This is a genomic window from Roseibium sp. SCP14 (genome assembly GCF_040329475.1).
In the GTDB taxonomy this organism is placed as follows: Bacteria; Pseudomonadota; Alphaproteobacteria; order Rhizobiales; family Stappiaceae; genus Roseibium.
Genome location: NZ_JBDZYH010000002.1, coordinates 355,472 through 381,964 on the forward strand (window position 1 = coordinate 355,472; position 26,493 = coordinate 381,964).

The 26,493-nt window shown below is 57.4% G+C and carries 25 protein-coding genes; 14 read left to right on the forward strand and 11 right to left on the reverse strand.

What is annotated here, in order from left to right; all coding sequences use genetic code 11:
- Positions 1-260: 260 nt before the first annotated feature.
- Entirely contained in the window at positions 261-1,133 is an 873-nt protein-coding gene (locus ABLQ08_RS09130) for an NUDIX hydrolase (protein WP_352940956.1), read from the reverse strand.
- A 251-nt stretch (positions 1,134-1,384) separates the two neighbouring features.
- On the opposite strand from ABLQ08_RS09130, the gene ABLQ08_RS09135 reads away from it, so the two are divergent.
- From ABLQ08_RS09135 to ABLQ08_RS09170, 8 genes are all read left to right on the forward strand, one after another.
- Positions 1,385-1,843, forward strand: coding sequence for an NUDIX domain-containing protein (locus ABLQ08_RS09135; RefSeq protein WP_352940958.1), 459 nt, complete (start codon positions 1,385-1,387; stop codon positions 1,841-1,843).
- The gene (locus ABLQ08_RS09140) at positions 1,836-3,470 is read left to right on the forward strand and encodes a phosphotransferase (protein WP_352940960.1); all 1,635 of its coding nucleotides are present in this window, start codon (positions 1,836-1,838) and stop codon (positions 3,468-3,470) included. Before ABLQ08_RS09135 ends, ABLQ08_RS09140 begins: the two co-directional genes overlap by 8 nt.
- Entirely contained in the window at positions 3,463-4,344 is an 882-nt protein-coding gene (locus ABLQ08_RS09145) for a GAK system ATP-grasp enzyme (RefSeq protein ID WP_352940961.1), read from the forward strand. The genes ABLQ08_RS09140 and ABLQ08_RS09145 overlap by 8 nt, the downstream gene beginning before the upstream one ends.
- The gene (locus tag ABLQ08_RS09150) at positions 4,341-5,414 is read left to right on the forward strand and encodes an HprK-related kinase B (RefSeq protein WP_352940964.1); all 1,074 of its coding nucleotides are present in this window, start codon (positions 4,341-4,343) and stop codon (positions 5,412-5,414) included. The genes ABLQ08_RS09145 and ABLQ08_RS09150 overlap by 4 nt, the downstream gene beginning before the upstream one ends.
- Positions 5,411-6,100 (forward strand): histidine phosphatase family protein, encoded by a 690-nt coding sequence (locus ABLQ08_RS09155; protein WP_352940966.1) that lies wholly within the window; start codon positions 5,411-5,413, stop codon positions 6,098-6,100. The genes ABLQ08_RS09150 and ABLQ08_RS09155 overlap by 4 nt, the downstream gene beginning before the upstream one ends.
- 11 nt (positions 6,101-6,111) lie before the next feature.
- Positions 6,112-7,449: a metallophosphoesterase gene (locus ABLQ08_RS09160; protein WP_352940968.1), complete on the forward strand. Its 1,338-nt coding sequence runs from the start codon at positions 6,112-6,114 to the stop codon at positions 7,447-7,449.
- Complete coding sequence (locus ABLQ08_RS09165) at positions 7,439-7,711, forward strand: amphi-Trp domain-containing protein (RefSeq protein WP_352940971.1); 273 nt, start codon at positions 7,439-7,441, stop codon at positions 7,709-7,711. Before ABLQ08_RS09160 ends, ABLQ08_RS09165 begins: the two co-directional genes overlap by 11 nt.
- 239 nt (positions 7,712-7,950) lie before the next feature.
- A complete protein-coding gene (locus tag ABLQ08_RS09170) occupies positions 7,951-9,369 on the forward strand; it encodes an aldehyde dehydrogenase family protein (RefSeq protein ID WP_352940973.1) in 1,419 nt (472 codons plus the stop codon).
- A gap of 139 nt (positions 9,370-9,508) precedes the next feature.
- Here ABLQ08_RS09170 and ABLQ08_RS09175 read toward each other — a convergent pair whose 3' ends face one another.
- The 10 genes from ABLQ08_RS09175 to ABLQ08_RS09220 all read right to left on the reverse strand — a co-directional run bounded on the left by ABLQ08_RS09175 (position 9,509) and on the right by ABLQ08_RS09220 (position 19,301).
- Positions 9,509-11,149 carry a choline dehydrogenase gene (locus ABLQ08_RS09175; RefSeq protein WP_352940976.1) on the reverse strand — a complete coding sequence of 547 codons (1,641 nt, stop codon included), beginning with the start codon at positions 11,147-11,149 and terminating at the stop codon, positions 9,509-9,511.
- A 27-nt stretch (positions 11,150-11,176) separates the two neighbouring features.
- Positions 11,177-11,869 (reverse strand): GntR family transcriptional regulator, encoded by a 693-nt coding sequence (locus ABLQ08_RS09180; protein WP_352940979.1) that lies wholly within the window; start codon positions 11,867-11,869, stop codon positions 11,177-11,179.
- The gene (locus tag ABLQ08_RS09185; protein WP_352940980.1) at positions 11,866-13,281 is read right to left on the reverse strand and encodes an amidase family protein; all 1,416 of its coding nucleotides are present in this window, start codon (positions 13,279-13,281) and stop codon (positions 11,866-11,868) included. Before ABLQ08_RS09185 ends, ABLQ08_RS09180 begins: the two co-directional genes overlap by 4 nt.
- Positions 13,282-13,283: 2 nt before the next feature.
- Positions 13,284-14,048: an ectoine/hydroxyectoine ABC transporter ATP-binding protein EhuA gene (gene ehuA / locus ABLQ08_RS09190; protein ID WP_352942572.1), complete on the reverse strand. Its 765-nt coding sequence runs from the start codon at positions 14,046-14,048 to the stop codon at positions 13,284-13,286.
- An 8-nt stretch (positions 14,049-14,056) separates the two neighbouring features.
- Complete coding sequence (gene ehuD, locus ABLQ08_RS09195) at positions 14,057-14,722, reverse strand: ectoine/hydroxyectoine ABC transporter permease subunit EhuD (RefSeq protein WP_352940983.1); 666 nt, start codon at positions 14,720-14,722, stop codon at positions 14,057-14,059.
- Between the two features lie 3 nt (positions 14,723-14,725).
- Positions 14,726-15,445, reverse strand: a complete 720-nt coding sequence (ehuC, locus tag ABLQ08_RS09200) for an ectoine/hydroxyectoine ABC transporter permease subunit EhuC (RefSeq protein WP_352940984.1) — start codon at positions 15,443-15,445, stop codon at positions 14,726-14,728.
- Between the two features lie 64 nt (positions 15,446-15,509).
- Complete coding sequence (ehuB, locus tag ABLQ08_RS09205) at positions 15,510-16,361, reverse strand: ectoine/hydroxyectoine ABC transporter substrate-binding protein EhuB (protein WP_352940987.1); 852 nt, start codon at positions 16,359-16,361, stop codon at positions 15,510-15,512.
- Positions 16,358-17,137 carry a maleate cis-trans isomerase family protein gene (locus tag ABLQ08_RS09210; protein ID WP_352940990.1) on the reverse strand — a complete coding sequence of 260 codons (780 nt, stop codon included), beginning with the start codon at positions 17,135-17,137 and terminating at the stop codon, positions 16,358-16,360. Before ABLQ08_RS09210 ends, ehuB (ABLQ08_RS09205) begins: the two co-directional genes overlap by 4 nt.
- An 88-nt stretch (positions 17,138-17,225) precedes the next feature.
- Positions 17,226-18,080, reverse strand: a complete 855-nt coding sequence (gene ehuB / locus ABLQ08_RS09215) for an ectoine/hydroxyectoine ABC transporter substrate-binding protein EhuB (protein ID WP_352940992.1) — start codon at positions 18,078-18,080, stop codon at positions 17,226-17,228.
- 57 nt (positions 18,081-18,137) lie between these two features.
- Positions 18,138-19,301, reverse strand: coding sequence for a M24 family metallopeptidase (locus tag ABLQ08_RS09220; RefSeq protein WP_352940994.1), 1,164 nt, complete (start codon positions 19,299-19,301; stop codon positions 18,138-18,140).
- An 86-nt stretch (positions 19,302-19,387) separates the two neighbouring features.
- On the opposite strand from ABLQ08_RS09220, the gene ABLQ08_RS09225 reads away from it, so the two are divergent.
- The 6 genes from ABLQ08_RS09225 to ABLQ08_RS09250 all read left to right on the forward strand — a co-directional run bounded on the left by ABLQ08_RS09225 (position 19,388) and on the right by ABLQ08_RS09250 (position 26,463).
- Complete coding sequence (locus ABLQ08_RS09225; RefSeq protein WP_352940996.1) at positions 19,388-20,338, forward strand: ornithine cyclodeaminase family protein; 951 nt, start codon at positions 19,388-19,390, stop codon at positions 20,336-20,338.
- Positions 20,335-21,519: a PLP-dependent aminotransferase family protein gene (locus ABLQ08_RS09230; protein ID WP_352940999.1), complete on the forward strand. Its 1,185-nt coding sequence runs from the start codon at positions 20,335-20,337 to the stop codon at positions 21,517-21,519. Before ABLQ08_RS09225 ends, ABLQ08_RS09230 begins: the two co-directional genes overlap by 4 nt.
- Before the next feature lie 17 nt (positions 21,520-21,536).
- Positions 21,537-22,562: a succinylglutamate desuccinylase/aspartoacylase family protein gene (locus ABLQ08_RS09235; RefSeq protein WP_352941002.1), complete on the forward strand. Its 1,026-nt coding sequence runs from the start codon at positions 21,537-21,539 to the stop codon at positions 22,560-22,562.
- Entirely contained in the window at positions 22,552-23,625 is a 1,074-nt protein-coding gene (locus ABLQ08_RS09240) for a GlxA family transcriptional regulator (RefSeq protein WP_352941004.1), read from the forward strand. The genes ABLQ08_RS09235 and ABLQ08_RS09240 overlap by 11 nt, the downstream gene beginning before the upstream one ends.
- Positions 23,626-23,628: 3 nt before the next feature.
- On the forward strand, positions 23,629-24,183 hold the full coding sequence (locus ABLQ08_RS09245; RefSeq protein ID WP_352941006.1) for a GNAT family N-acetyltransferase: 555 nt from the start codon (positions 23,629-23,631) through the stop codon (positions 24,181-24,183).
- A gap of 261 nt (positions 24,184-24,444) precedes the next feature.
- Positions 24,445-26,463 (forward strand): transglycosylase SLT domain-containing protein, encoded by a 2,019-nt coding sequence (locus tag ABLQ08_RS09250; protein ID WP_352941008.1) that lies wholly within the window; start codon positions 24,445-24,447, stop codon positions 26,461-26,463.
- The last annotated feature ends 30 nt before the right edge of the window (positions 26,464-26,493 follow it).

Genomic DNA, 26,493 nt, shown 5'->3' on the forward strand with positions numbered 1-26,493 from the left:
AGGTGTCTCTGGCGAGCCGGGAGAAAGCTAGCTGAGCGCCGTAATATTTCAGTATACAATGGTATGCAATACGTTTTTGGCCATTTTATTCAGGATCGTTGCCAATTGTCGCGTCCTGTAACGCCCTCGGCCTTATCCTCCATCGGACCAGCACCTTGAAATACAGAAAGTTTCCGGCTTCGGCGCCTTACAGTTGAACGAATGAGACGCTTTTGTCGTTTCAGTTTTCTGACAAATGAAGGGTTCTTTCCGAGCCTGCCTCAAATTGCCGAAATCATCGGTCCAAAAGCTGGCTGATGCAGGAGTTGGCCCGCAATCGCCGCAGGCACCCATTTGCGATTACGATGCCGCTCTTCCCACGCTTCGTCGGGAATGACATCGGTAACTTCCATCGCATAGACGGCAACTTCGCAGGTCGCCCCCCATTTCTGGTAGGTGAATGTTCCCAGCGGTTTTTCGCCAACCTTCCCCGTGACGCCTGCCTCTTCCCTGGCCTCCACTTCGGCAGAAGCAGCCGGATCGAGGCCCGGTTCGACAATCCCCTTGGGTACAACCCAGTGGCGGCCGCTGCTGGAGCCGACGATCAGAATTTCCGTTTCGTCGCCTGTACGGCGAAACGGAATGACCGCCGATTGACTGTAGTAATAAGCAGGACGCTCGCGACCCTCTGGACCATCGGGCGCGGGATAGGGAAAGAGGTCCGGGAGATCCTTAGGATCAATCCGCTCAATCAGGCAGGTTTTCCCTGCTCTCTCAGCAAGCTGAAACAAAACGCCGGGCGCAGCTTCGGGATCGAAACCAAGCTTTTTCAGCAGCTCCCCCGCTGTCTTCGGAGGAAGGACCAACAAATTGGTACTCCCCTTGGACAAGGTGGGAAGACTGCCGGCAGAGAGCTCATCTGACCTCTTGACGTTGCGCGCGGTCCATCCCGCTGCCTTGAGGGTCTTTTGAGCAGTCACCCTGGACCTCAGGTCTGAACTTGTCAGCACGCGATCGGGAACCAGCCTGTGTTTGCCCAGCCAGGCGCCGATTTTCTGGGCCTGCCGTTTGCCTCGCGTGCGCAAAGGTCGGCTTGACTTCGGGCCGGACCAGGATTTGTCGGGCGAACCGGCACACAGGATCAGCACGTCCATCTACTCCTCCCTGTCCAAACGACCGGCAAATCGTCAACGCGAAATCTGATCTTGCGAATTATAGCGCGGAGCCGCCCTGCTGGCACATCGACAAGTCACTGCTTGACATGCAGCCACAACGGCTGTTTCGACGCAGCCTGGACCCGCCGTTTCAAGACGCCGGGGGGACTTTGCGGCTCGATATGTGGTAGAAATTGCCAACCGACTGACCCCGTTGTCATTTTCTTTTATCAGAGCCTCTGTAAACCCCGATGGAATCGCCGCCGAAAAACTTCTTGTCACCGATCCGCCCAACCGTGCGGGCAGTGATATTCCGGAACGGAGAACTCCTGGTGCAGGTCAAGAAAAAGACGGGACAGTCCCCCTACCTCACATTGCCAGGAGGCAAGCAGGAACCGGGAGAAAGCGCGACCGACGCGTTGAAGCGTGAATGTGCGGAAGAGATCGGAACTGAAATCACTGTGGGCCCTCTCATTCACGTTGCCGAAGTCTTCAAACCCAAGGAAGAAGGCATGCGCCATCAGCTTGAGTTGCTCTTCGCCTGCGATGTCCCCGATGACTATCTGCCGATCGTCGGTTCACACCCCGACCCTTCCCAGATCGACACTGTCTGGGCCTCGCCCGAAAAAGAGGCAACTGAGTTCCGCCCCGCCTACGCACATGCTTTGGCCGAAAGAGCCCCGCTCTATCTGGGGGTTTTTGATGGCTAAGCTGCCGCGTTCGATCGAAGAGAACCTCTATTTTTTGTGCGTTGAAATTGACGGGCAACTTTCAAGCCTTCAGGACTATTTCAAATGCCCTTCGCAGGCTGCAGCACAAAAGGTACTGCTGCGCGCCGGGCACTCCTACAATCTGGCCGCCAAGGTGGGCAACGCCGGCACACAAAGGCTGACAAACAAGAAGGTCAGCCACGAGGCCCAGAACCTGCTGCGCAACGTGGAACTCGTCGCCCGTAATCTCGACCTGATCAGCCGCCTGGCGCGGCGCAGCCTTACCCATGCAGAGGATGTTGCGCGCAAGGAGTATCTGCGGCCTGACGCCTATGCCAAGGTCATCACGCAGGTACGTACCGGCTTGAAACTCATCCAGCCCGCCCTGTCGCGTTCCGACAGCAAGTCCGCGGTGCGCATCGGCCAGACCAGAGAAAAGCTGGAAGATCTCTATGACCGGGTATTTCGCACGCTCACGGCGGACATGCGTAAATCCAAGCACACCGCAGATCTGGCCAACAGCCTGCTGGTGGCCAACGAGATGCGCCGGATCGGCGATGCCCTCCAGTCGATTTCTGAAGCGATACTGTCAGTGAACATCGGTCAACCGGTGCAGTTTGAACGCTATTTCACCCTGAAAAGCCTGCTACCCGACACCCGGGAAGATGATCCACCGGAACTGGAACCATTGGCGGAAACGCGTTCCGGCAACGCAATCTCCTCCGTGCGGTCGCGCGACGCTTCCGGTGAGACGGTGAATGCCGTGTTCAAAGGTGGCGAGCTGAGCAAGGTGAGGAACGAACGCGCGGGTGTTAAGAGCTGGCATTCGATCTATCCGGGATTAGCCCCCAAGATCCTGTCCTATGAGAAACGCGGGCAGTCGGCGGCGCTCCTGATCGAGCACCTGCCGGGGTACACATTTGAACAACTGGTTCTGAATGAAAAAGATGGGCTGCTTGCAGATGCGCAAAAAACCCTGGCCAAAACCCTCAACTATGTCTGGCGAAGCACGCGCATGGATGAGCCGGCCGAAATGTCGTCCATGCTCCAGCTCTCACGGCGTTTGCCCGAAGTCTACCGCGTCCATCCCGAGTTCAGGGTAAGATCGCAGCGGCTCGGCGCGTTGCAATTGACCGGTTTCGATGACCTCGTTCGCGCTGCCGCTGAGCGTGAGGCGCAGTTGGAAGCCTCGTTCTCTGTGCATATTCACGGTGACTTCAATCTCGATAATGTCATTTACGATCCGAGCGAACGGAGAGTGCATTTCATCGACCTGCACAGATCGCGCTACATGGATTATGTGCAGGACGTTTCTGTGTTCATGGTTTCAAATTATCGCCTGCAAATTCAGGATATTCCTGTGCGCCGGCGTCTGGCTAAGGTGGCCTGCGACCTCCAGGCAGTGGCTTCGAAATTCGCCCGATCGCAAAAGGACAGGACCTACGAGTACCGCCTTGCACTCGGGTTGGCGCGCAGCTTTGCAACGTCAACACGGTTTGTCTTCGACAAGTCCCATGCCAGACGCATGTTCAACCGGGCCCGGTTCCTGATGGAACTGGCGCTGAACTGCCCGGAGGGAAGCGAAGCCCGGTTCAAACTGCCAACCAGGGAGTTGTTCTTTGACTAATCTGAAGATCGGGGTGGTTGGCATTCCGGGCAAATGGTCAACCGAAGCACTGGCCGACGCTTTGGAAACCAGAACCGGCTTTCGCCTCGTGATCGATATGAGTGAGGTCGCCCTGGACTTGAAAAAGGGCTCCTTGATGTATCAGGGACAGGATCTTTGCACGCTTGATGGATTGGTCATCAAGAAGATCAGCGAAATCTACAGTCCGCACGTGTTGGACCGATTGGAGCTTCTGCGCTTGGCCGAGGCGCGTGGCGTTCGGGTTTTCTCCCGTCCCGAATCAGTATTGCGGCTTATCGACCGGCTCGCCTGCACTGTCAGCTTGCGCGCCGCCGGAGCCCCCATGCCGGCAACCGTGATCACCGAAGATGTACAAGCCGCCCTTTCCACGGTTGAACGATTTGGCGCAGCTGTTTTCAAGCCGCTTTATTCCACCAAGGCCCGTGGCATGTGCGTGATCGAGGCGGGCGAAGGAGCGCCAGCGGCAATTGCCGCTTTCGCATCCGAAAACCCGATGATGTACATTCAGGAGAAGCTTGATCTGTCAGGCCAGGATCTGGGCATGGTGTTTCTGGCTGGCAACTACCTCTGCACCTATGCGCGCGTCGGCCAGTCAGACAGTTGGAACACGACCGTCCATAGCGGTGGGAAATATGCACCCTTTACCCCCGACCCGGATCTGATCGAGCTCGCCCGGAAAGCCCAGGCACCCTTCAACCTGGACTTTACCACCGTTGACGTCGCCCTCACCGACACCGGGCCAATCATCTTCGAAGTGTCCGCGTTCGGCGGCTTCCGTGGTGCCAAGGAAGGCTGCGGCTTGGACGCTGCAGCGGCAGTTGCCGATCATGTCATCGCAAAGGCGGGCAAATGATCTGCGTTGCTGATGTTCTTGCCGGTCTGGACCGCTCCGCGCTACCGGACACGCTCTTCCTGGAAACCGGACCCGTTCGCATTGCTGTACGGTGCGACACCTTGATGGCCAATGAGTTGCGGCACCACTTGGCCGATGCTCTTGCGGCAGAGGGGCCCGTCTCCGCAGTTGTTGACGTTCTGAATGGGCAGAAGCTTGAAAACGATCCCGCGTGGATCGACTGGGCTCGAGAACCCGGCAAGACGGGGCGCAAGGACGCTTATCACGACCTTGAAGATGGCCGGCTGGTACGAAAAATCCGAACCGGCATGACCTTCTTACAGTCTCGAAAGGCTTTGTTGGCCCTTGGTCCTTGTCTCGAGTTTCCGAACCAGGTGATAAACTTCATCAACACTCAGATTCTGAACATCTGCAAGCGTGACGGCTGGGAAATCTGCCACGCAGCGGCTGTCACTGATGGCGTGAAAGGTCTGGCCGTTGCCGGGCTTTCCGGGGGCGGAAAGTCCACCACAATCCTGAGAATGATGGATCTTGCGACCAGCCGTTTCGTCACAAATGACCGGCTGATGGTTCGCGCAACAGAGGATGGCGTTACCTGTTTGGGAATTCCGAAGAACCCGAGGATCAACCCCGGGACCATTGTCGGCAATCCGCGCCTGGTGTCTCTTCTACCTGAAACCAGGCGACAGGAACTCGCCCAAATGCCAACGGACGACCTCTGGAGACTTGAGGAAAAGCACGACCTTTTCATCACCGACGTTTACGGACCGGGACGAGTTCAATTCACAATGCCGCTGTCCGAATTCTGGGTGCTGAACTGGAGCCGCCGGAGCGCTTCGCCAACCCGGCTGCAGGATGCCAATCTGGCAGACCGGACAGATCTGCTGCGGGCAATCATGAAAAGCGCAGGTCCTTTCTATCAGGACACACGGGGCAGATTTCTCCGCGATGATGATCTCCTTTGTCCGGACGATTACCTTGCCCAACTGAAATCTGTTCGTTTGCGCGAGGTTACCGGCACCATCGATTTCGATGCCCTCGCCCTCGCAGGACGGGAGTTGTTTTCATGAATGGTCCGCAAGCGGCCCTTATCCGGCATGGCGCCTATCATCAACGACCCGACGTCCCGAGCGCCTTGCAGCCCTTTCCGCTGACCGATGAAGGCAAAGCGCAAGCGCGTGCCTGTGGTGAAGAGCTTGCAGCACTGGTCGCCAAAGAAGGTTTGGCCCTTGATCCGGTCGTACATTGCTCCTGTCAGCTACGGGCATGGCAGACAGCACAGATTGCTTGCGGTGTCCTGACGAGCCACGGACACACAGTCGAGATCAATCAGACACCGGCCCTGGCCGAGCGCTCCCTTGGCAGCGCTGCGAACCTGACCGTCAACGAGATCGAAGCGGTTCTGGCTGCCGACCCCCGATATGCCGCTCCTCCACGGGGCTGGAAGTCGGACAGCAGCTATTGCCTGCCTTTGCAAGGGGCCGAGTCCCTGATGATGTCGGGGAAACGGGTGGCGCATCACCTTCGTCAGTCACTGGCGGGCAAAGCCCCCGGTTCATTGACACTGAATTTCGGACACGGAGCCTCTTTCAGGCATGCAGCGCACTTTCTTGGGATACTAAGCTGTGAAGAGATTGCCCGTTACAGCATGCACCATGCCCATCCGTTACAAATCCGTCACAATCCGGATGGTACATGGGCGCATTCTGGCGGCAGATGGAAGATCCGTCAGGCGAAGGAAAATGTCCTGGATTGAAGGAATAGGCCATGGCCGAATTGGCTGGCAACACCTCGGGCGCAGCTTCGTTGCTGCCTCCCGTGTTCGATGATGCATGCGAATTGACCGGCATCCCCCGTGATTTCGAGACCTGGCCCGTAAACGAAACCCATTCCGGCGGAAACCTCGACGCAGTCCGGGCAAGTTTGAGAGCCGCCGCATGTCACGGTGCCTGGAACTGGCCGGACAGGCCAGTGGTATTTGTGTCCGATCCACACGCCGATGCAGACGGCTTTTTGCGTTCGCTCGTCGCGGCTGGTGTCGTTCGCCGAAGCACGGGAAGACTTTCGCTGACGTCGTTCGGCCGAACCGCCAAGATCGTGATTGGCGGTGATTGCCTGGACAAAGGCCCCTCCAATCTCGACATGCTGGATGCGTTGCGGTGCCTGATCGACAGTGGCGTCGACTTGCATCTCCTGGCAGGCAATCATGATCTGCGGCTTCGGCTGGCGATAAGGGCTTTGACCCTGCCGCGCTCAACATTGACGGAACATCTGTTTGTCCGCATGGGCCGAAAGATCCTTCCGCTTCTGCGCGAGGTCAGGACGCGTTATGTCACCGCAGAAGATCTTGCGCGCATTCCGGACGAAAGGACCTGCCGCGATCGGATCTTCCCTTCAAAGGGATGGAGCAAGGCGTTTCCCGCCGAGGCGGCACCTTTCCTGACACAGGCCGGTATCGAAAAAGAGTTACGCAAGCTGAAAAAGAAAAAGAAGCAGTTCGCCAGCCAGGCCGCATCCGAAAACCTTTCGATGCGCGAAGTCTACGCCGCCGCCCTGCGCTGCCACGAGCTTTTTCTGGTGCCCGACGGCGCTTACAACTGGTTCTATTCCTCCATGGACGTGGTGAATCGCATCGGCTCCCTGTTGTTCGTGCATGCCGGGATCGACGACGCCATGTGCACGTTGCTGTGCGAGCAGGGCATCGACGCGGTGAACTGCCGCTACCGGCAGGAAGCCGAAAAAGACCCCTTTGCATTTTACACCGGCCCCGTCGCAAACCTTGTGCGCACGAAATATCGGCCGGTGGACATGCTGCTGACCGATGACGGGGTAAGCCGTCTGCATGAGGATGGGATCAAGATGATCGTCCAGGGTCACGTCAACAATCATCGCGGCCAACGGATCCTTTCCAAGAACGGAATGCTGCATCTGGAAGGTGATGTCACGCTGGACCGTTCGTCTCGACTGCTGGAAGGGCTTCCGGGTATCGGTGCCGGTGCCACATTGATATTTCCCACCGGAGATGTTGTAGGGTTGAGTTCCGATTATCCAAAGGCCAAACATTTCAAGCCGGAACAACATTTCTGGGAGGGGCATGATGCATAATGGTGACGGCAATTTTCGCCATGAATCGATCCAGAGCCGCAAGTCGATCAAGGCATTGCTGGAGGCCGTCACCAAAGGTATCGGCAAAGGCGAATTGACCCTCGGCGACGGCGAAGATGAACTGGTGATGGAACCCGGCGGGTTGATCACGCTTCGTGTCAGGGCGGAACGGTCGAACGGGGCCAACCGGATTGACCTTCGAATGACCTGGACCGAAACGGCTGAAACACCACCCATGAAGGGGGACCTGAAGGTTCGCTGACCTTTATGCCTATTCGGATAGGTAATCTCCCGACCCGGCGGACTGTTTTCCCACTCAGCGACGCTGAGCCTGCTCCTCGTATCGGTTCGGGATTATGCGGATTGGCCGAGCGATCTTCCACGCCATCGAAATGAACGGTCCCGGCGCGCAACAGAGGCGACAATTCGAACGATTTTCATTTAAAAATATTATATAATATATTATTACTGGAGCTCCGACCTTAAGCACGCGAGAGCAAGATGTTCACCCCAATCATAGACAACACGAAACTTGAGCCGGCAAACCGTGAGAAGTTTTCGATCCTGAATCCGGCAACCGGACAAGCATTTGCCGAATTCTATGGGGCAACGAAAGAGGACGCGGATCTGGCGGCGGAGGCTGCAAAACGTGCTTTTGTCGAATGGTCGTCAACATCACCGGCAGCCAGAGCCCGCGTTCTGGATGATATCGCAGCCAGAGTCGACAAACATAAGGAAGAACTGGCAGCGCAGATCACGCTTGAGCAAGGCAAACCGTTAGACGAAGCCCGGCTTGAAATGTCCGGCGTCGTCAAGATGTTCGAACATTTCGCCGAAATGGCGGACACAATGGACTTTTCCTTCGATCGACCTGGTCACGGTGCTGAACGCAGGATTGATATGGTCCCCGTCGGTCCGGTCATCGTCATTACCACGTGGAACTTTCCGGTCGAGACAGCGGCCGTTCATCTTGCGCCCGCGTTGGCAGCAGGCTGCACCGCTGTCGTGCTTGCAAACCATGACACTCCCTCTTCGGTTGCCATGCTGATCGAGATTGTCAATCAGGCGAACTTGCCACACGGCAGCGTCAATCTGGTAATGGGACGCTCGGCGGAACTCTCCGAAGCGCTGATCAAACATCCGGCCATGCGCCACCTGTCCTACACGGGGTCCGTCAATGTCGGCCGTGTCCTGGCCGCTCAATGCGGCGCCGAAATCATGCGCTGCACTCTTGAACTCGGCGGCAATGCTCCTGCAATCGTTTTGCCCGGGTCCGACATCGAGGCCGTCGCGCAGGAGCTCATTTCCAAACGCTTCTGGAATGCCGGCCAGGTCTGCACCGCACCAAACCGGATCTATGTAAACCGCGAGCAGCACGATGCCTTCGCGCTAGCTGCGGGCAACTACGCCCGCAAGCTGGAAGTGGGAGACGGCAGCGCCGGGGAGACAACAATGGGCCCGCTTGCGAACGGCGAACGGGTTCAGTCGATGGAAAGGATCGCGGCAGACGCGCTCGCAAATGGTGCGACCGCGGTCTTCAATGAACCTTCCCCTCACAACGAAGGTTTCTTTTCACCTCCCCGCGTCTTTGCAAATGTCCCGGACGATGCCCTTGGCATGAAAGAAGAGATTTTCGGACCGATTGCCTGCATTGCACCCTATGATGATCTCGATGACATCATCGCACGCTCGAATGCCTGCGACCTTGGCCTGTCGGGCTACGTCTATGGCCCGGACCAAAGTCAGGCGGACGTCGTTGCCGCCCGATTGCAAGTGGGCACCGTCGCGGTCAATCAGCTGACGACTGCCTACATCGATGCGCCGTTTGGCGGCATCAAAGTGAGTGGACTTGGATGTGTCGGTGGTGAAGCTGCCGTGAGTGAATATCTGTTTCCTCGCCTGACCGCTGCCAAAGGCTGAAGCGGGAAAGCAAAGACAACGGTTCCAATCGCCCTGTGTCAGATAATCGGATCTTTTTGAAAGTTTCTGTCGTCATCCCTGCACATGCAGGGATGACATGATCCGCAAAGTTGCAACACGAGGAGCCCCCGCGACCCTTTCATCGTTGCGCCAATTGCCAGTTCGGGTCCGTGTAATAAGGCAGGTTGGCTGCCGGCAATGGTGGTTTCCCCAGGACCATGTCGGCCGTTTTTTCGCCAATCATCATTGTGGGGCAATTCAGATTGGCCGAGGGAATGATCGGCATGATCGAGGCGTCCGCGACCCGGAGATTTTCTATTCCGTGTACACGGCATTGCGGATCGACAACGGACAAGGCATCCGTACCCAACTTGCACGTCCCTGACGGGTGATAGGAGGAATGGCAGTTATCGCGCAGCCAGGCCTCGATTTCGGCGTCGCTTTGCACCTGTGCCCCAGGGAAAATCTCTTCTCCCGTGAACGCCGCAAGAGATGGCTGCTCCGTCAATTCGCGCGACAGGCGCAACCCGGCCACCAATTCCTCAACGTCGTCCGGGTGCTCAAGCATGTTGTAACGGATGCGCGGTGCGGCGAACGGATCGCTTGAAGCCAGTTTTACGTATCCACGGCTCTTTGGCCGTTGATTGGTGAACTGCAGTTGAAACGCATGTTCTTTCAGAAAATCGGCTGACCCTTCGGCGACGGCGATCTGAAACAGCGCAATTTGCATGTTCGGAAAGCGGACACCCGCCTTGGTCCGGATGAAGCAGACCGCATCAAAGTGATTGCTGGCCAGCAGTCCCTTGCGGGTCAGAAGCCACTCGATGGCCCCCTTTGCCTGGCTGAACAGGTTCAGATGCTTGTACAGCGTGACCGGCTGAGTGCACTTCAGCTGCAGCGAGGTCAGCGGGTGGTCCATCAGGTTCTCCCCCACACCGGGAAGGTCATGAACCACGTCGATACCATGTTCCTTGAGCTGCGACGCCGGTCCTATGCCTGACTGCATGAGAATGACCGGGCTGTTGAAAGCACCCGCCGACAGGATGATCTCGCGCCGGGCCGTGACAGAAACTTCGCGGCCGTTCTGCCGATAGCGAACACCTTTTGCAATCTTGTTTTCTATGACCAGATTGCGCACCTGGCATCCTGTTTGAATGTCGAGGTTGGCCGGCGGGTTGCGCAAGTAACAATAAGCGGTGGAAGACCGGCGCCCGTCGGCAATGTTCTTCGGAAAATATCCGAACCCGTCCTGCTGCCGGCCGTTGACATCGTCGGTACGCTGGTAGCCGGCTTCTTCACCGGCTTTCAGAAACGCCTGCGTCAAGGGATTGTCCGAGCCCATCGTTGAAGCCCGAATACACCCCTTGTGCCCCTGATACTCCGATTTGCCGTCGACACGGGTCTCGAGACGTTGAAAATATGGAAGCACTTCGGCGTAGGACCAGCCTTGTGCCCCCTCTTCAGCCCAGCCTTCATAATCCAGCGGATGGCCGCGCAGATAAAGCTGACCGTTTATCGAACTCGATCCTCCCAGAACCCTGCCTCGTGGCTGCACGAGAACCCGATTGTTCAGATAGGGCTCGGGTTCGGTTTCATAGTTCCAGTTGTATTTGGGAGCGTTGTAGGCGTAGCGCATTGCCGCCGGGACGTGGAACAGAGGACTGTTGTCCTTCGGTCCGGCCTCGAGAAGCAGAACACTGTTTTGACCGTCTTCGGCAAGGCGAGCGGCGACGATGGCGCCGGCGCTGCCGGAACCTACCACGATGTAATCGAATTGCATTTCGGTTCAGTTCAGGTTTGAGGGTTGTCAGATCGACGGGGAAGCAGCAGCACTGACATCATTGTCTTCCTCGTCCTGTTCCAGTTCACTCTTGGCACGATCGGTTGCGCTGTCGATGTGACTGGTCATGAGCTTGACCGCCTGTTCCACATCCTGAACCTTCGCCGCTTCCAGGATTGCCCTGTGCTCAGTGTTCAGCTTCTCGATCAGGTTCTCGTGGTTCACCACCTTGAACTGAGACAGTCGCGCAATGCCGTCATACTGATCCACGATAATGTCCATCGACCTTTTCAGCCGGGTGGGGCCAAGGAGAGCCAGATGGAACTGCTTGTTGAATTCCACCATCTCCCAAGGGTCGGTCGCGCTGTTCGTTTGCTCGACAATGGCTTCGCAGGCCGCCAGGGTTTCCGGCGTGTGACGAAGGATGGCATCTGCCAGAACAATGGGTTCAAGAGCACCGCGTATCTGGTTGATCTCGATCAGATCGTTGACGTCGATACGTGCGATGATCGGGCTTCGACGCGGACGCAGTTCCACCAGCTTTTCGGCTGCCAGCATCCGGATGGCTTCGCGCAGAGGCACGATGGAAATATCCATTTCCTTCGCCAGCGGCATTATCTTCAGCTCTTCGCCGGCCTTCAGGTCTCCGACGATGATCTGCTGCTTCAAAACCTCGTAGATCGCCTTGGGTCCGTCACCGTAATTGACAATATGCTTCATGATCCACTGTTCCTATTCGTCAAACCCAAACGATCCAGTGTGGCCGCCACTGCCAGCACCGCCTGATCCTGCCCAAATGCCCCGACCGCCTGAACACCGACGGGAAGCCCGGACGGCAGCACCGCGATTGGCATGACATGCGCGGGCAAGTAACACAGGCTTCCCAGCATATGCAGCATGTGCTGCTTCAGGATCGGTTCTTCCTTGCCATTAACCGGTACAGTGCGAACGGTCACATCGCAATCCGGTCTCAACGGAGCTGCCGGTCCGGCTGCGGCGGGACACAACAGCAGGTCGAAGGCTTCGAAAAACGCTTCCAGTTGCCGGCACAACTGAAGACGTTCCTCGTGCAGCACCAGCCAGTCGCGATGACTGAGTTCATTGCCGCGTGCATTGAGCTCGGCATAACTGCCCTGAGGCATCGCCTTGCCAAATCTTGACCTGAAATGAGCTACAAGCTCTGCCTTGCGGGAAGTTTCAGCCCGAACAAGCAGGTTCATCAACTCGGTCGCCCGCTCGAAATCTATGTCGGGCGCAACACGTGTCACACACGCACCCACGGCCTGCAGTTTTTCGACAAAAGCCCTGATGGCATCGTCATAGCTGTCATCGATGGGGCAGCCCGGCAACCTCGGCATCACCGCTATTCGAAGGGTTTCGATAGCTTTCGGTTCGACCCGGGGCTGATTGCCGAGGACCGAGAGTGCCAGTGCGATATCACGTGCCGATCTTGCCAGCGGCCCTGCCACCCCGATGTCCGGTGTCCGCAATTCGCCAAGAGGACTGTGTCCGCGAAGCGATATGCATCCCCAACTCGGCTTCAGGCCGTGCACACCACAGTTATGAGCAGGGAAACGTATTGATCCGCCCTGATCGCTGCCGATGTCGATGTAGGACATTCCTGCAGCAACCGCTGCAGCAGATCCGCCTGAAGACCCTCCCGCGCTTCGATCGGGATCAGCAGGATTGCGGGTTGCGCCGAAAAGCGGGTTGGCGGTCTCCCAGTCCGACAGATAGGGCGGAATGTTTGTTTTCCCGAGAATAACCGCCCCCGCTTCTTTCAAAGCTGTGACCACCGCAGAGTCCCGGGAAGCCACCTTGCTTGCCCGTGCAGGATCGCCCCAGCTGGTAGGGTGGCCCTTCCAGTCAAAGCATTCCTTGATGGTAACGGGGACGCCATGCAGCGGTCCGACAGGCTCCGACGCTGCGTCGCAAGCCTCCGCCATCTTCCGGGCACCTTCCCTGTCCTGATGGACGACAGCATTCACAACAGGATTGCGACGGTCGATCACGGCAAGACAGGCGTCAAGCGCGGCGCATGCAGAAGTCCTTCCCTGCGCCATGGCTTCGCGAAGCGCCACCGCATCGGTCAGAATGCCATCAGGCAAGGGAGTTTGCGCCACCGCGTTCATGTCTATCCGGCCTCAAGCACTTTTGACAGGAACTGCTTCAGGCGCGCATTCTGCGGGTTGCCGAACAGATCGTCCGGCTTGCCTTGTTCGACCATCCTGCCACCATCAAAGAAACAAACCCTGTCAGAGACTTCGCGTGCAAAGCCCATCTGATGGGTCACCAGAAGCATGGTGTAGTTCCCGGACTCGGCCAGATCGCGGATCACTTCCAGAACCTCGCCGACCATTTCCGGGTCGAGAGCCGAGGTCGGTTCGTCAAACAGGAGAACTTCCGGATGCATTGCCAGCGTCCGGGCAATGGCAACGCGCTGTTGCTGTCCACCCGATAGCTGGCTCGGATAGTGGTTCGCCTTATCGGCGAGACCGACCATGTTGAGCAGTCGCATGGCCTCGTCCGTCGCCTCGGACTTTGATTTGCCCTGTGTATAGATCGGGCTTTCGATGCAGTTTTGCAGCGCCGTCATATGGGGAAACAGATTGAAGCTCTGAAACACCATTCCAATCTTGGAGCGAATCCGCCTGATATGCGCTCGGGACGCATCCATCAGCTGTCCGTCCACGAGCATCCGGTTCAATGGATCTTCGTTAACGTAGATCGTGCCGTCCTGAATTCCTTCCAACGTCATCAATACGCGCAGAACGGTGGTCTTGCCGGAGCCGGAGGGGCCGATGATCGAAACGACCTCGCCCTTGTCGACTGAAAAGTCCAGATCCTTGAGCACCTGCAAGGAACCATAAGCTTTCAGGACCTTGTCAAACCGGATCATTGGTTGGGTCAATGCAGGATACTCCTCTTGACGTAATTCTCGACGATGCGAATGAGCAGCGCTGCGATGAGGCTCATGATCAGGAAAAAGAGCCCGGCGATCGTGATCGCCTCGGTGAAGCGGTAGTACTCCGCGCCGATCAGTTTCGAAACTTGCATGATTTCCGCCACGGCCACGAAGGACAACAGCGGAGTTTCCTTAAAGATCGCAACCAGATAGTTACCGAGTGCGGGAATTATTGGCGGCAGCGACTGCGGAATGATCACATCCCTGTAAGTGCGATACGTGGACATGTTGAGCGCGATGCACGCTTCCCACTGCCCTCTTGGAACGGCCTGGAATCCGGCCCGGTAGACCTCGGCGCAAAGTGCCGAATTGTAAAGTCCGATCGCCAATATGCCGGTGGTCAATGGCGGCAGGGTGATGCCGATCTCCGGAAGCAGGAAAAACAGAAAGAAGATCTGCACCAATAGCGGTGTTGCCCGGATGACTTCGATAAGTTCCGTCGCCGGACGGCTGACCCAGGCCGAGCGATGCGTCTTCAGCAGCATCAGGATGAGGCCGCCGACAAGCGCAAGTGCAAAGCTTGCAACGGTTGCCCAGACGGTGACACCTGCCGCCGCCCACATCTTGGGCAGCACCACGTCGAAAGTGAAAGTCCAATCCCAATCCATGGTTCAGCCTCTCCTTCTCAGGTGACGCGTGTAATTGTCTTCCAGGGCCTCGCCGCCGAACCGGACGAATTGTGCCAGGCAGTAATAGAGCAGCAACGTGATCGTGAAGATCTCGACCGTTCGATAGTGAAGCTGGTTCTGCTGCACGGCGGCATAAGTGATGTCCACCAGCGTCACGGCAGAGACCAACGCGGTCGCCTTGATCAGCTCGATGGTCAGATTGCTCATGCCCGGAATCATGATTGCAATCGCCTGAGGCAGGATAATGCGGGTCATTCGCCTGTAAGCGGACATGTTGAGCGCTATCGTCGCCTCGGTCTGACCTCTCGGCACTGCACTGATTGCTCCACGAACGACTTCGGCTCCATAAGCGCCGAAGTTGAGACCGATAGCCAGAACACCGGCAAACAGCGGTGACAGCGTCACGCCGAATTCAGGCATGACGAAAAACATCCAGAACAGGATGACCAGCAGTGAAGTGCCGCGGAAAACTTCAATGTAAACGGTGGAAATCCACCGTATCGCGGTGTTGCCGTGCGATCGGCCGATCCCTGAAATGACGGACATGAACAGGAACAGGGCAATCGACAGGACGGAGACCTGCACCGTCACGACCGCTCCCTTGAGGATGGCCGGCAAGAACATGCGCACTTCGGAGAAGGTTGCGACCGACACACCCACGAGAAAGGCTATCAAGGCGGATACGACAGCGATACGGTTCATTCGCGCTTACCTGCTTTGAGAGTTGGAGGGCACGGCCCGATTACCGGGCCGTGCGGGTTCGACGTTAGCTGCCGCACAGCTCGGCTGTTGTGCTGATCGGCAACTCATCCCTGGTCATGCCGTGTTTTTCCATGATGGCGACATGCTCGGGCGAGCCAATGAATTCAGCCATCGCCTTGTTGAATTCAGCAACGAAATCAGCGTCATCCTTGCGGAAGGCGAATGCACCGTGGGAGACGGCCGGCTCACCGGCAACTTCGGCAAAGAGCGGGGTAGATTCCATGTCGCCGTCGGGAAGATTGGCGATGATCTGACGAACACCGGGAGCGGACACCGCCCAGGCATCGATACGTCCTGCACGCAGGGCCGCAACACCGGTTGGATTGTCCGGCAGTTCGGAGATCATGTTGTCAGAAATGCCGGCCTTGCGGGCGTATCCGGTTTGCGCTGATCCTGCGACCGCACCCACGCGAAGTCCCTGATCGGCCAGCGACTCGTAGGTCGTGACGCTCTTGGGATTTCCCTTCGGAACGAGCATGGCCTGCTGAATACCGAAGGTCGGCTCGGAAAACTGAACCGCGGCACAGCGTTTCGGGGTGACGAACATGCCGGCTGCAACAACGTCGAAGCGGTTCGCCTTGATGCCGGGGATCAGTGCTCCCCAATCAGTGGAGTCCGCTTCGGCAATCTTTCCACCCATCTTGTCAAGCACCGCCGTCAGTGTTTCCACGTCGGTGCCGACCAGGTTGCCGTCGTCATCCTTGTAGGCATAGGGCGCGAAGTTGTAGAATGCGACGCGCAATCCGTCGCCCTTGGCACGATCCATCAGGGTTTCGGCAAAGGACGCCGTGGCACTGACCGCCACTGCGGTAATTGCTGCAAGCGTCGTGAGCAGACGTTTACGGTTGATAGTCATTGGAAGGCTCCGTGTTGTTGTTTATCTGTTTCTTGTTGTATAGCCGGGCCGAGAAGCCTGCCGAATCCGGTCAGGTTCCCATCCAAACCCAGCATATCCAGCACTGACCAGACAACTGCCTGATTGCTGGAAATGGCGGGGTGTCCGGTTATTTCTTCGATTTCCTGTAATACGGTGAGCGATTGGAAGTCGGTGCAGGAGATGAATGTCGCTTCTGCGTCACTGTCCGGAAGCGATGTGGCAGCGGCCAGAATTGCCTCGGGTTTCACCCGGCTGATATCCGAGGAATCCTCCAGACCGAAATCGAAGCGATGTAGAATTTCAAATCCGCGCAAGGCGAAGGCTTCCGCAACATGGCCGGCAAGCTCGGGTTCATAAGGCGTGACCAGGTTCAGTCGCTTTACGCCGAGACGTTCAAAAGCGCTGCAGGCGGCATCAACCGGGTTGATCACCTGTGCAGTCGGGCAGATGCCTTGAACCGACGCTTTGATCTTGCCCGGACCTATTGCCAACGTTCCGGATGTGCAGCCGAACACGACGGCATCCAGTTCAACTTCCGGATTCAGCAGCCTGGCCGCATCGGATACGATCGGGGCCATCTGGGCCAGATCCGCAAGGGTGCACCTGCCGCCAAAGGCAATTCTGGTGGTGTAGGTCAACACCTCCTCAGGCAGCAGACGGGACAGGTCCCGCTCGATGACCTGGTCATTGGCAAGCGCGATCACTCCTATCCGGTAAGTACCCGGACCTGAACCCAAGATCTGCTGAATATCCACTTTCTTCACCCCCTTCAGACTGGAACCGGAAACCAGCTTCCGGTTCCGGACCGGTCAAATCAACTGTCTTGACCGGCCCGGGCAATCCTCAGCTTTCGCAAAGGTCCGAGGTGCTGCGGGAGGGAAGCTCGCTTTTCTGAAGGCCATGTGCCTCCATGATTGCTATGTGTTCGGGCGTGCCGACGAAATCAGCAAGAGCAGCGTTGAATTTCTTCACAAATTCCGCTTCATCCTGACGGAAAGCGTAAGCTCCGTGTGGGCTGGCCGGTTTCCCGTCCACTTCGGAGAACGGCTCGAGCATTTCGAAACCGGCACCGCCGTCACTGGCAATCGCCAGCCGGGCGCCGGGGGCATCGATCGCAAAGGCATCGGCCCGCCCTGCCCGTATCGCGGCCAGTCCGGTCGGCGTGTCCGGGATCTGCATGATCCGGCTTTCTTCCACGCCAACGCTTTTTGCCCAATCGACCTGTGCCGTACCGGCGATCGCAGCCATGGTTGCTTCCGTATTGCGGACGCTGTCATAGTCCGACAGCCCCTTTGGATTTCCCTCCGGTACAACGATAGCCTGCTGAATGCCGAATGTAGGCTCGGAGAACGAGACCTCAGCGCATCGCTTCGGCGTTACGAACATCGCAGCGGCCACGATATCAAAACGGTCCGCCTTCAGGCCCGGGATCAGGTTGCCCCACTCGGTGGAGATTTCGAGCCGGACTTTCAAACCCATTTTGTCCAGAACGGTGCGCAGGATCTCTACCTGTTCGCCGATCACTTCGCCGCTTTCGTCCACATAGGCAAACGGCGCGAAGTTGTAGTAGGCAACGCGCAGTCCATCGCCCTGCCCCCGTTCTTCAACGGTTTCCGCATCGGCGAGGCCCGGAACAAAAGCGGCTGCAACGCAGGCAGTGCCCAACAAGAAGACGCGTCGTAACTTGTCGAATTTCATTGTTTCCTCCCATGATAAAGTCCGAGGCCGCGTTCCCCGCGCGGCCTAGGTCAATGCTTAGGCTTCGACGACGGGGATTTCCCAGTCGGCAACCGGTGCAGACAGAAGATCAGGCTCGCCGGTTGTCACCGCCCAGTTGTCCTCGGCGTTGATGAACCCGAGGTGATTTGAGAAATTCGGATTGCAGGCAAAGACGTTGCCGACCTCGAACGTGATTTCCTCGAAAGCGGCAAGCGACGGGTATTCTGTTGTCTCGATACCGACACCGTGACCGACCCGGCCAACACCCATGGTCTTGAGCCCGCGCTCTTCCAAATAGGTATCGACCACCCGGATCACGTCGGCCGGCCTGTTGCCGGCAGTCAGCTGCATGTTGCAGTCATGACGAAGGCGCATCATCCAGTTGTAGAATTCGGACAGCTCTTCGGAAGGAGAGCCGACAGACGCGGTTCTGGCAAGGTCCGACCAGTAGCCCTTGTAGCTGACGCCAACATCGAAACCGAGGGTCTCACCTTTCTGGATCTTGCGGTCGGTCGGCAGCAGAACAATACCCTTGTCATTGGCTCCCGAGAGCACGCAGAGCAGCGAGATTTTCTCCGCCCCGTTCGCGATCAGGTTTTCCCTCAGGATCTGCGCGACCTCGTTTTCGGTCATGCCGGCACGAACCTGGGTGAATGTCTTCTTCTGGGCTTCTGCGGAAATGATCGATGCGCGGCGCAGATATTCGATTTCCCGCGGTGACTTCACGTTGCGCACGGTCAGGATGATGTCGGCGGCATCCACGAATTCGGCACCCGGCAGGCCTTTCATGACTTCCTGCAGACCGAGATATGAAATTCCCAGATACTGCTCGCGGCCAAGCTCCGCCCCAATGCGCGCCTTGGACAGACCCAGGTCCTTCAGAACCCCGATAATGAATTCCGGGTGCCCCATCAGACCACCGGTGGTCCGGATGTCGGTGATGTAGGAAGTCTGCTCAACCTGCGCGACTTCAAACGGCATCGTGATGAGGGTCGGCTCCCCATCCTTGGGCAAGATGACCATGTAGGAGCGGATCTTGTCCACCGCGCACTGCTCGGACCGATGCCCGGAATAATACTGGTAGTTCAAGCGCTCCGTAATCAGCATCGCATCAAGGTTTTTTTCAGCCATGAGCGCGCGGGTTTTGGCGTAGCGCTGTTCGAATTCCTCTTTGGTGAAGTCTGCAAATTGGGGTGCCATTGGTGCTCTGCATTTCTGTGTTGACGTTGTCGATATACTAGATAATATATTATTTAACGCAAGACATTTCTTCAGGAGTTCCGGGAATGAGAGTTTTTTCAGACGCCCAGGTACAAGAGGTTCTGCCTTGGAAAGCTTTGATTTCCGGGCTTAAGGAGACATTCGCCAAGGGCATTTCCCTGCCGCTGCGCACAGCACACACGGTTCCGGTACCTGGGGAGCCCGATGCCTCTTTCCTGGCGATGCCAGCTTGGGAAGTTGGCGGCAAACTTGCCGTGAAGATGCTCTACATCGTGCCGGGCAACTCGGTGCGCGGGCTCCCGACCATCAACGCCACCGTGCTGGTATTCGATGCCGTCACCGGCCAGGTTCAGGCTGCGATGGAAGGTGGTGAATTGACGGCCCGCCGTACGGCTGCGACTTCCGCTCTTGCCGCCAGCATGATGGCGCGTAAAGACGCCAGGTCTCTCCTGATCGTCGGGGCCGGCAAGATCGCAAGCAATCTCATTCCGGCCCACCGGACGGTTCGCGACTACGACGAAATCAAGATCTGGGCTCGCCGGCCGGAACAGGCACAGGCCCTCGCCGATCAATTCGACGACAATGTCACCGCGGTGAGCGATCTGGATGCGGCCCTGCCGCATGCAGATGTTGTCGCAGCTGCAACGTTCACCAAGGATCCACTGATCAAGGGCGCTCTCTTGAAGGATGGTGCACATCTGGATCTTGTCGGTGGATACACCACCGAAATGCGTGAGGCCGACAATGAGGCGATCAGGCGCGCTGCCGGCCACATCATCGTGGAAACCTTTGAAGGCGCCAGGGCAGAAGCCGGAGACATAACCCAACCCCTGAAGGACGGCGCGATTACCGAGGCTGACATTGCGGGGGATCTGGCCGGGCTCTGCCAGGGCAAGGTGCAAGCACGTACGGACGACAGCCAAATCACCTTTTTCAAATCTGTTGGCGCGGCGCTCGAAGACTTCGTCGCGGCCCGCATGGTGACCGAATCTCAAACCCAAACGGAAGATCAATGACCGAATTCAGATTCGCACGCCGATCAGCCATTCTCGGCAAGTCGGTATTCGACCACGCACCGGGGACGATCGCCCTCAATTCCGGCGCCGCCTATCCTCCTTGCCTGCCGGATGTCGTGCGCGAAGCGACGGAGGCCGTCGGCCCCCTGCGCGAGGAAGCCATGCAATATGCCCCCCTGATGGGCCTTGACGACCTGCGCGATGAAATCTGCAACTTCGTCGCCGAAGACGGCATTCGGGCCGGTCGTGACAATGTCCTGGTCACCTACGGCTCCAAAAGCGCCTTCGACCTGGCGCTGCGAACGTTCTGCGAAGCCGGCGACACGGTTATCGTCACCCGCCCGACCTATATGACCGCCGTTCATATCATGCGCACACACAATGTGCGCTTCCTCGATATCGGTCAGGACGAGGAAGGCTTTTGCGCCGACGAGCTTGAGACCAAGCTCCAGCGGCTGGAAAACAATGCGGAACAGATGCCTAAACTTCTGTTCGACGTTCCGGACTTTCACAATCCGACAGGTGTCACAACGTCGCTTGCCCGTCGCAAGAAGATGCTCGAACTGGCACAGAAGTACAATTTCGTCATCTGCGAGGACGATCCATATCGCCGGATTCGCTTCGAGGGCGAGGTCATTCCGTCGATCAAGTCAATGGATTCAACCGGCCACGTCATCAGCCTGGGCACGGTATCCAAGATCCTTGCCCCAGGTCTGCGTGTCGGCTGGGCAATCGGCGACGCCGGTGTGATCCGTCGCATGGCGATGCAGAAAGCCGATGGCGGCTCCAATGCCTTTGCCCAGCGGATCGTGGTTCAGCTGATGCGTTCAAACAAGATGGCTCATCATATCGATGAGATGATCTCGCAAATGCGGATCCACCGCGATGCGATGATCGACGCCTTTTCCGAACACATCCCCGAAGCCCGTATCCGTGCTCCTCAAGGAGGGTATTTTCTCTGGGCGGAATTGCCGGAAGGAACCGATGCCGAACGGCTCGTCGAACTGGGCATCGAAGAAGGTGTCGAAGTGTCCTCCGGCCGCTTGAGTTTCCCGAACGACGACCCGGGCAACTTCATTCGCATGGCCTACAGCTTCATCACCGTCAATCAAATCAAGGAAGGTATCGCCAAGCTCGGAAAGGCCTGGCGAAAGCTTCAATCCCAAGCAAAAGCGGCATAAGTCAGAAGGAATAGAAAATGCCCTGTCCAAAAGTAAGTCTGGCCCCATCCTGCGAAATCGATCTGGATGCGGAAGGAAAACAGCACGGTTACGTGCGTATCCAGTTCAGTTCGGACCGGTCCGCATATGGCTGGTTGCCGATGCCGATCATGTCCATCAAGAATGGCGACGGCCCGGTGGCCGTTGTCATCGGCGCCAATCACGGCGACGAATATGAAGGCGTCTCTGTCACCAACGGGCTCTATCAGGAGCTGAAACCTGAAGACATCAAGGGCCAGATCATCTTCCTGCCGGCGGCCAACGCTCCTGCCTTTTATGCCGGCCGCCGGACATCGCCGCTCGACTGGACCGGAGAAGCCAACCTGAACCGGATGTTCCCGGGCAACCAGTACGGCTCACCGACCGAAATGATCGCCTGGTACATCACCACGCAGATCGTTCCGCGCGGCGACGCCTTTTTCGATCTTCATTCCGCTGGCAAATCCATCGACCATCATCCGTCGGTCAAGATCCGCCTGATGGGCGATCCCGCCAAGGATGAGATGCAGATGAAGTTCCTGGAACTCTTCGGCGCGCCTCTTGGAATTGTCGGTGACCGGGTGCATGAAACCACCCTTTCCGGTGAAATTCTGCCCCTCGACAAGATCTATCTGTCCACCGAACTCGGTGGTGCAGGCAAGATCCGGCCATGGATCCGTGATTTTGCCTATAACGGCATGAAGCGCTGCCTGCGTGAACTCGGCGTTCTGGTCCGGGACGAGGAGTTGCCGGCACCGGAGCACAAGGTTGCGCTCAAGGCGATGCAAACCGGCGATCACTACATTTTCGCCCGCAAGGACGGCATGTTCGAACCGCGTGTCAACCTGGGTGACGTCGTCGAGGACGGCCAGTTTGCCGGTTATATCTGGAACCTGAAAGAACCATGGGAGGCTCCCGAGGAGCTCTACTTCAACAAGGGAGGCGTAGTTTTCTGCAAGCGCACTCCAGCGCTTTGCGAGATCGGCGATACGCTGTTCTTCACGCTTAGCGACTATGAAGGATAATCATGCAGCCACTGAGCATTGGTGTTTCGCCGATGCTCAGCCATGCAACGACCGGTCCGCGGCCTCGCCGCGGATCGAAGATGCCGAGCATAGGGTCGAACCAGCTGTTGCCCCACCTGAGCTGGAGCAGCGTACATTCGACTTCCTGCTGCTGCCGGGAGCCTCGATGCTGAGCTTCAGCGCCGCCGTCGAACCTTTGCGGATGGCAAACATGCTTGACGCTCAGGCGACCTATCACTGGCGCACGGTATCGCTGGACGGCAAGCCTGTGCTGTTCTCCAACGGAATGAGCGCTTCCGTCGATGACAGGGCGAACTCTGCCGGTGGAGCCGACTATGCCTTTGTCGTGGCCGGAGCCAGATTGGACGACCGTCTCGAAAAGTCCGCCGCCCACTGGCTTTATGCCAATCTTCGGACCGGAGCGCGTGTCGGGTCGATCAGTGGAGGAGCGCAGATCCTCGCCCGCGCCGGACTGCTGACGAACCGTGATTTCACCCTTCATTGGGAAGACCGTCTCGGGTTTTCCGAAAAGCATCCGGATCTTCATCCCCATGATTGCCTGTTCTGCGCCCAGGACAAGGTCATCACATGCGGCGGCGGCGCGGCGGCAACCGATCTGGTTCTGCATCTGATTTCGGAGCATTTCACCCGCCGTTTTGCCCTGACGGTTGCGGACATGTGCGTGCATTTCGGCATTCGGCAGGCGGAAGAGCGGCCCCAGAGCTCGCTTTCCCTGACAGTCGGGTCACGTAATCCGCACCTGATCGCGGCAGCCAGGATGATGGCGGAGAATCTGGAAGAGCCTCTGAAGCTGGACACACTGGCAAAACGTGTCGGCAAATCCCGCCGCCAGCTGGAGCGTCTCTTTACGACCCATACAAATTGCACGCTTGCAAAGTTCTACAAGAACCTTCGCCTTGAAAGAGGCCGAAAGTTGCTGCGTGACACCGACTACAAGATCGCGACGATATCGGCAGCCTGCGGATTTACCAACGCCACCGCATTTTCCCGCAGTTTTCAAAAAAAATACGGCATTCGCCCGGCTGAACTGGGAAGGGTTTGAGACATGAACCTGATTGAGCAGAACGCATTTGATCCGAACGCAGCGGAAAGGACCTTCTCCGGCCTTACGGATACGTCATCCGATTGCAGTTTGACGTTGGAGCTGAACCCCGGAGATTTCCATGATTGGGCCAGGCTGCTCGATTTCCTGAAGATTGCTTTTGCTCACACACAGGGTCGCGTTTCACCTCCCAGCACGGTCTACCAGATGACCGCGAAGGACGTTGCAATGCGGGCGGCACAGGAGGATCTCCTGCTGGCATTTTCGGGGAAAGCCTTGTCGGGTTGCCTGTTTCTCAAGGAAGAAGCCGATGCCTTGTTTCTTGGCCGGTTCGCAATTGCTGCAGATCATCAGGGCAGCGGCCTTGCCAGAAGAATGCTCTCGGTTGCCGAAGCAAGGGCTCGGGAGAAAAACCTCTGTCTCCTCAAGCTGGAAACGCGCGTATCCTTGAAAGAAAATCAGGAGAAGTTCATGCGTCTTGGATTCGATATCACCGGCAGCCGTTGTCACACGGGGTACTCGGAGCCAACGACCCTTATCATGTGCAAACACTTGTGAACCACCCGCGCCTTGCGTTCTGCCTGTGACGGCCCGGGGCCTTACCGGCAATTCTCTCGATGGCAGGATTGTCAATCACAAAACCGAAGCGTTTGCAGTGTCTCGGCACTCGTCATGCCTGTCCAGGTTGAACATGGTCGATTGTCCCAAAAAATGTACACCGGTTCGGCCACGCTGCCTCATTTTGTCCCTGCCAATACGTCACAAGAGACCCTCTGCCCGTGTCGCGCGCGAATACGGGAAAACAGAAGGTGTCATGGAATGCTTTTCGTTGGACTTGCCTTTGGAGCCGGTTTCCTTTTGGCAACTGACTTCGCCGCCGCTACAACGCCAATCCCGCCCAAACGTGAGGCGCCACAGCAACAGGTGGAAACGCAGGCGCCCCTTCTTCCCGAAAATACACGATTGCTGTCCGTCGGACTTGAGGCGGTCGACGGTAAGAACTTTTCAAAGTCGTTGAAGATCCGGAAGCAACTGACACCAGAGAGCGTCGAGCATATGGCCCTGACCTGGGCGATTGCGTCGGCAAGCGCACCAGCCGTTTCCGCTGCCGATCTGGCGGAGTTCATTGCCGAGCTCGACGGTTGGCCCATGCAGGCCCGAATGCGAACGAACTATGAGCGCGCCTTCCTCAACGATCGCCCCACAGCCGAGGCGATAATTGCCGAATTTGAAGAGAACGAGCCCATAAGCAACTATGCCAGGGTGTCTCTGGCAAGTGCGTATGTTCAGACCAAGCAATCTGAAAAGGCCAGGGATCTCATCCGCACCTGGTGGCCGGAGGCCAAGCTGAGCTCAAAACAGCAGGCCCGCTACGCAGAGAAATTCAAGTCTCTGTTTGAAGCGTCAGACCACAAGTTGCGCATGGATACGCTGCTTTACGAAGGCAAGACCAGGCTGGCGCTCAGGATGTCTGCCCTGGCGAAGGCCGAAAGCCTGGCCAAGGGGCGCGCCGCTGTTGTCAACAAGCGTTCGGATGCTGCACGCTCGCTCGGCAAAGTGCACGAAAGCTGGACCGACGACCCGGGATTTCAGTTCAGCAAGATCCTCCATGCAAGGCGAAAGGGTCAGTACGAAACCGCTGCGACCCTGCTGAGAACGACGCCTTACGATCCGGAAACTCTGGTCGATCCGGACAAATGGTGGGTGGAACGCCGTATCGTGTCACGTGAAATGCTGGAGCGTGGCAAGGCCATTCAAGCCTATGTCCTGGCTGCAGCACACAGCGCAACCGGCCATATTGCCGTTGCCGACGCGGAATTTCATGCAGGCTGGTTTGCCTTGCGGTTCCTTGAAAAACCCAAAGCTGCTGAAGAACACTTCGCCGCCGTCAAGGAAATCACCACGACCCCGATCAGCCAGTCCAGAGCACTCTACTGGCTAGGCCGGTCTGCCGAAGCCGATGAGCGCCCCGAGGATGCAACCAGATACTTCGAACAGGCTGCTGAATATCCGGGGACCTTTTACGGCCAACTAGCGCATGAACGCCTGGGCCGTTCTCAGCTTGAGCTGCGGAAAGTCTCCATTACCCATGAAGACCGTAAGGCCTTCAGCTCCAACATGCTTGCCAAAGCGATAACCGAATTCGAGAACATCGGAGATCAGAAGCGGGCCGCAAGATTGTATCGCCATCTGGCAAAGACACTCACCGATCCGGCCCATCTCCGGTTGCTGGCATTACGACTTGAACTGCAAGACAAGCACAATTCGGTCCTGATGGTCGGCAAGTCCGCATTCAATCGGGGTATCCAGATCGAAAAACTTGCGTTCCCGATAGGAGCCATTCCGAAGGAAATGGTTCAGTCCACACCCGATCTGGCGATGATGTATGCCATAGCCAGACAGGAAAGCGCCTTCAGGGTCGACGCAATTTCACCCGTTGGGGCCATGGGTCTACTGCAGGTCATGCCGAAAACAGCGCGGGCGATGGCCAAGGAACTCGAGTTGCCATATAGCAAGAACGCCCTTTTGCGCGATCCAGGTCTGAATGCAGCAATTGGGGCGGCATATTTTCACGAGCAACTGGACCATTGGAACGGTTCGTACGTGTTGACATTGGCAGCGTATAATGCCGGCCCCGGACGCGTTCAAGACTGGCTCAAACGGTTCGGAGACCCCCGCGGAAAGAGTACGGACGAAATTGTCGACTGGATCGAAAGCATCCCGTTTCCGGAAACCCGGAATTATGTCATGCGGGTCATGGAAGGCTATCAGGTCTACAAAACCCGGCTTTCTCAGCAACCGCTGCAACTTGAAGAAGACTTGGCTGCAGGCAGCTAAGAACCTTCCCGGGCAGACCAGGTTGACCTT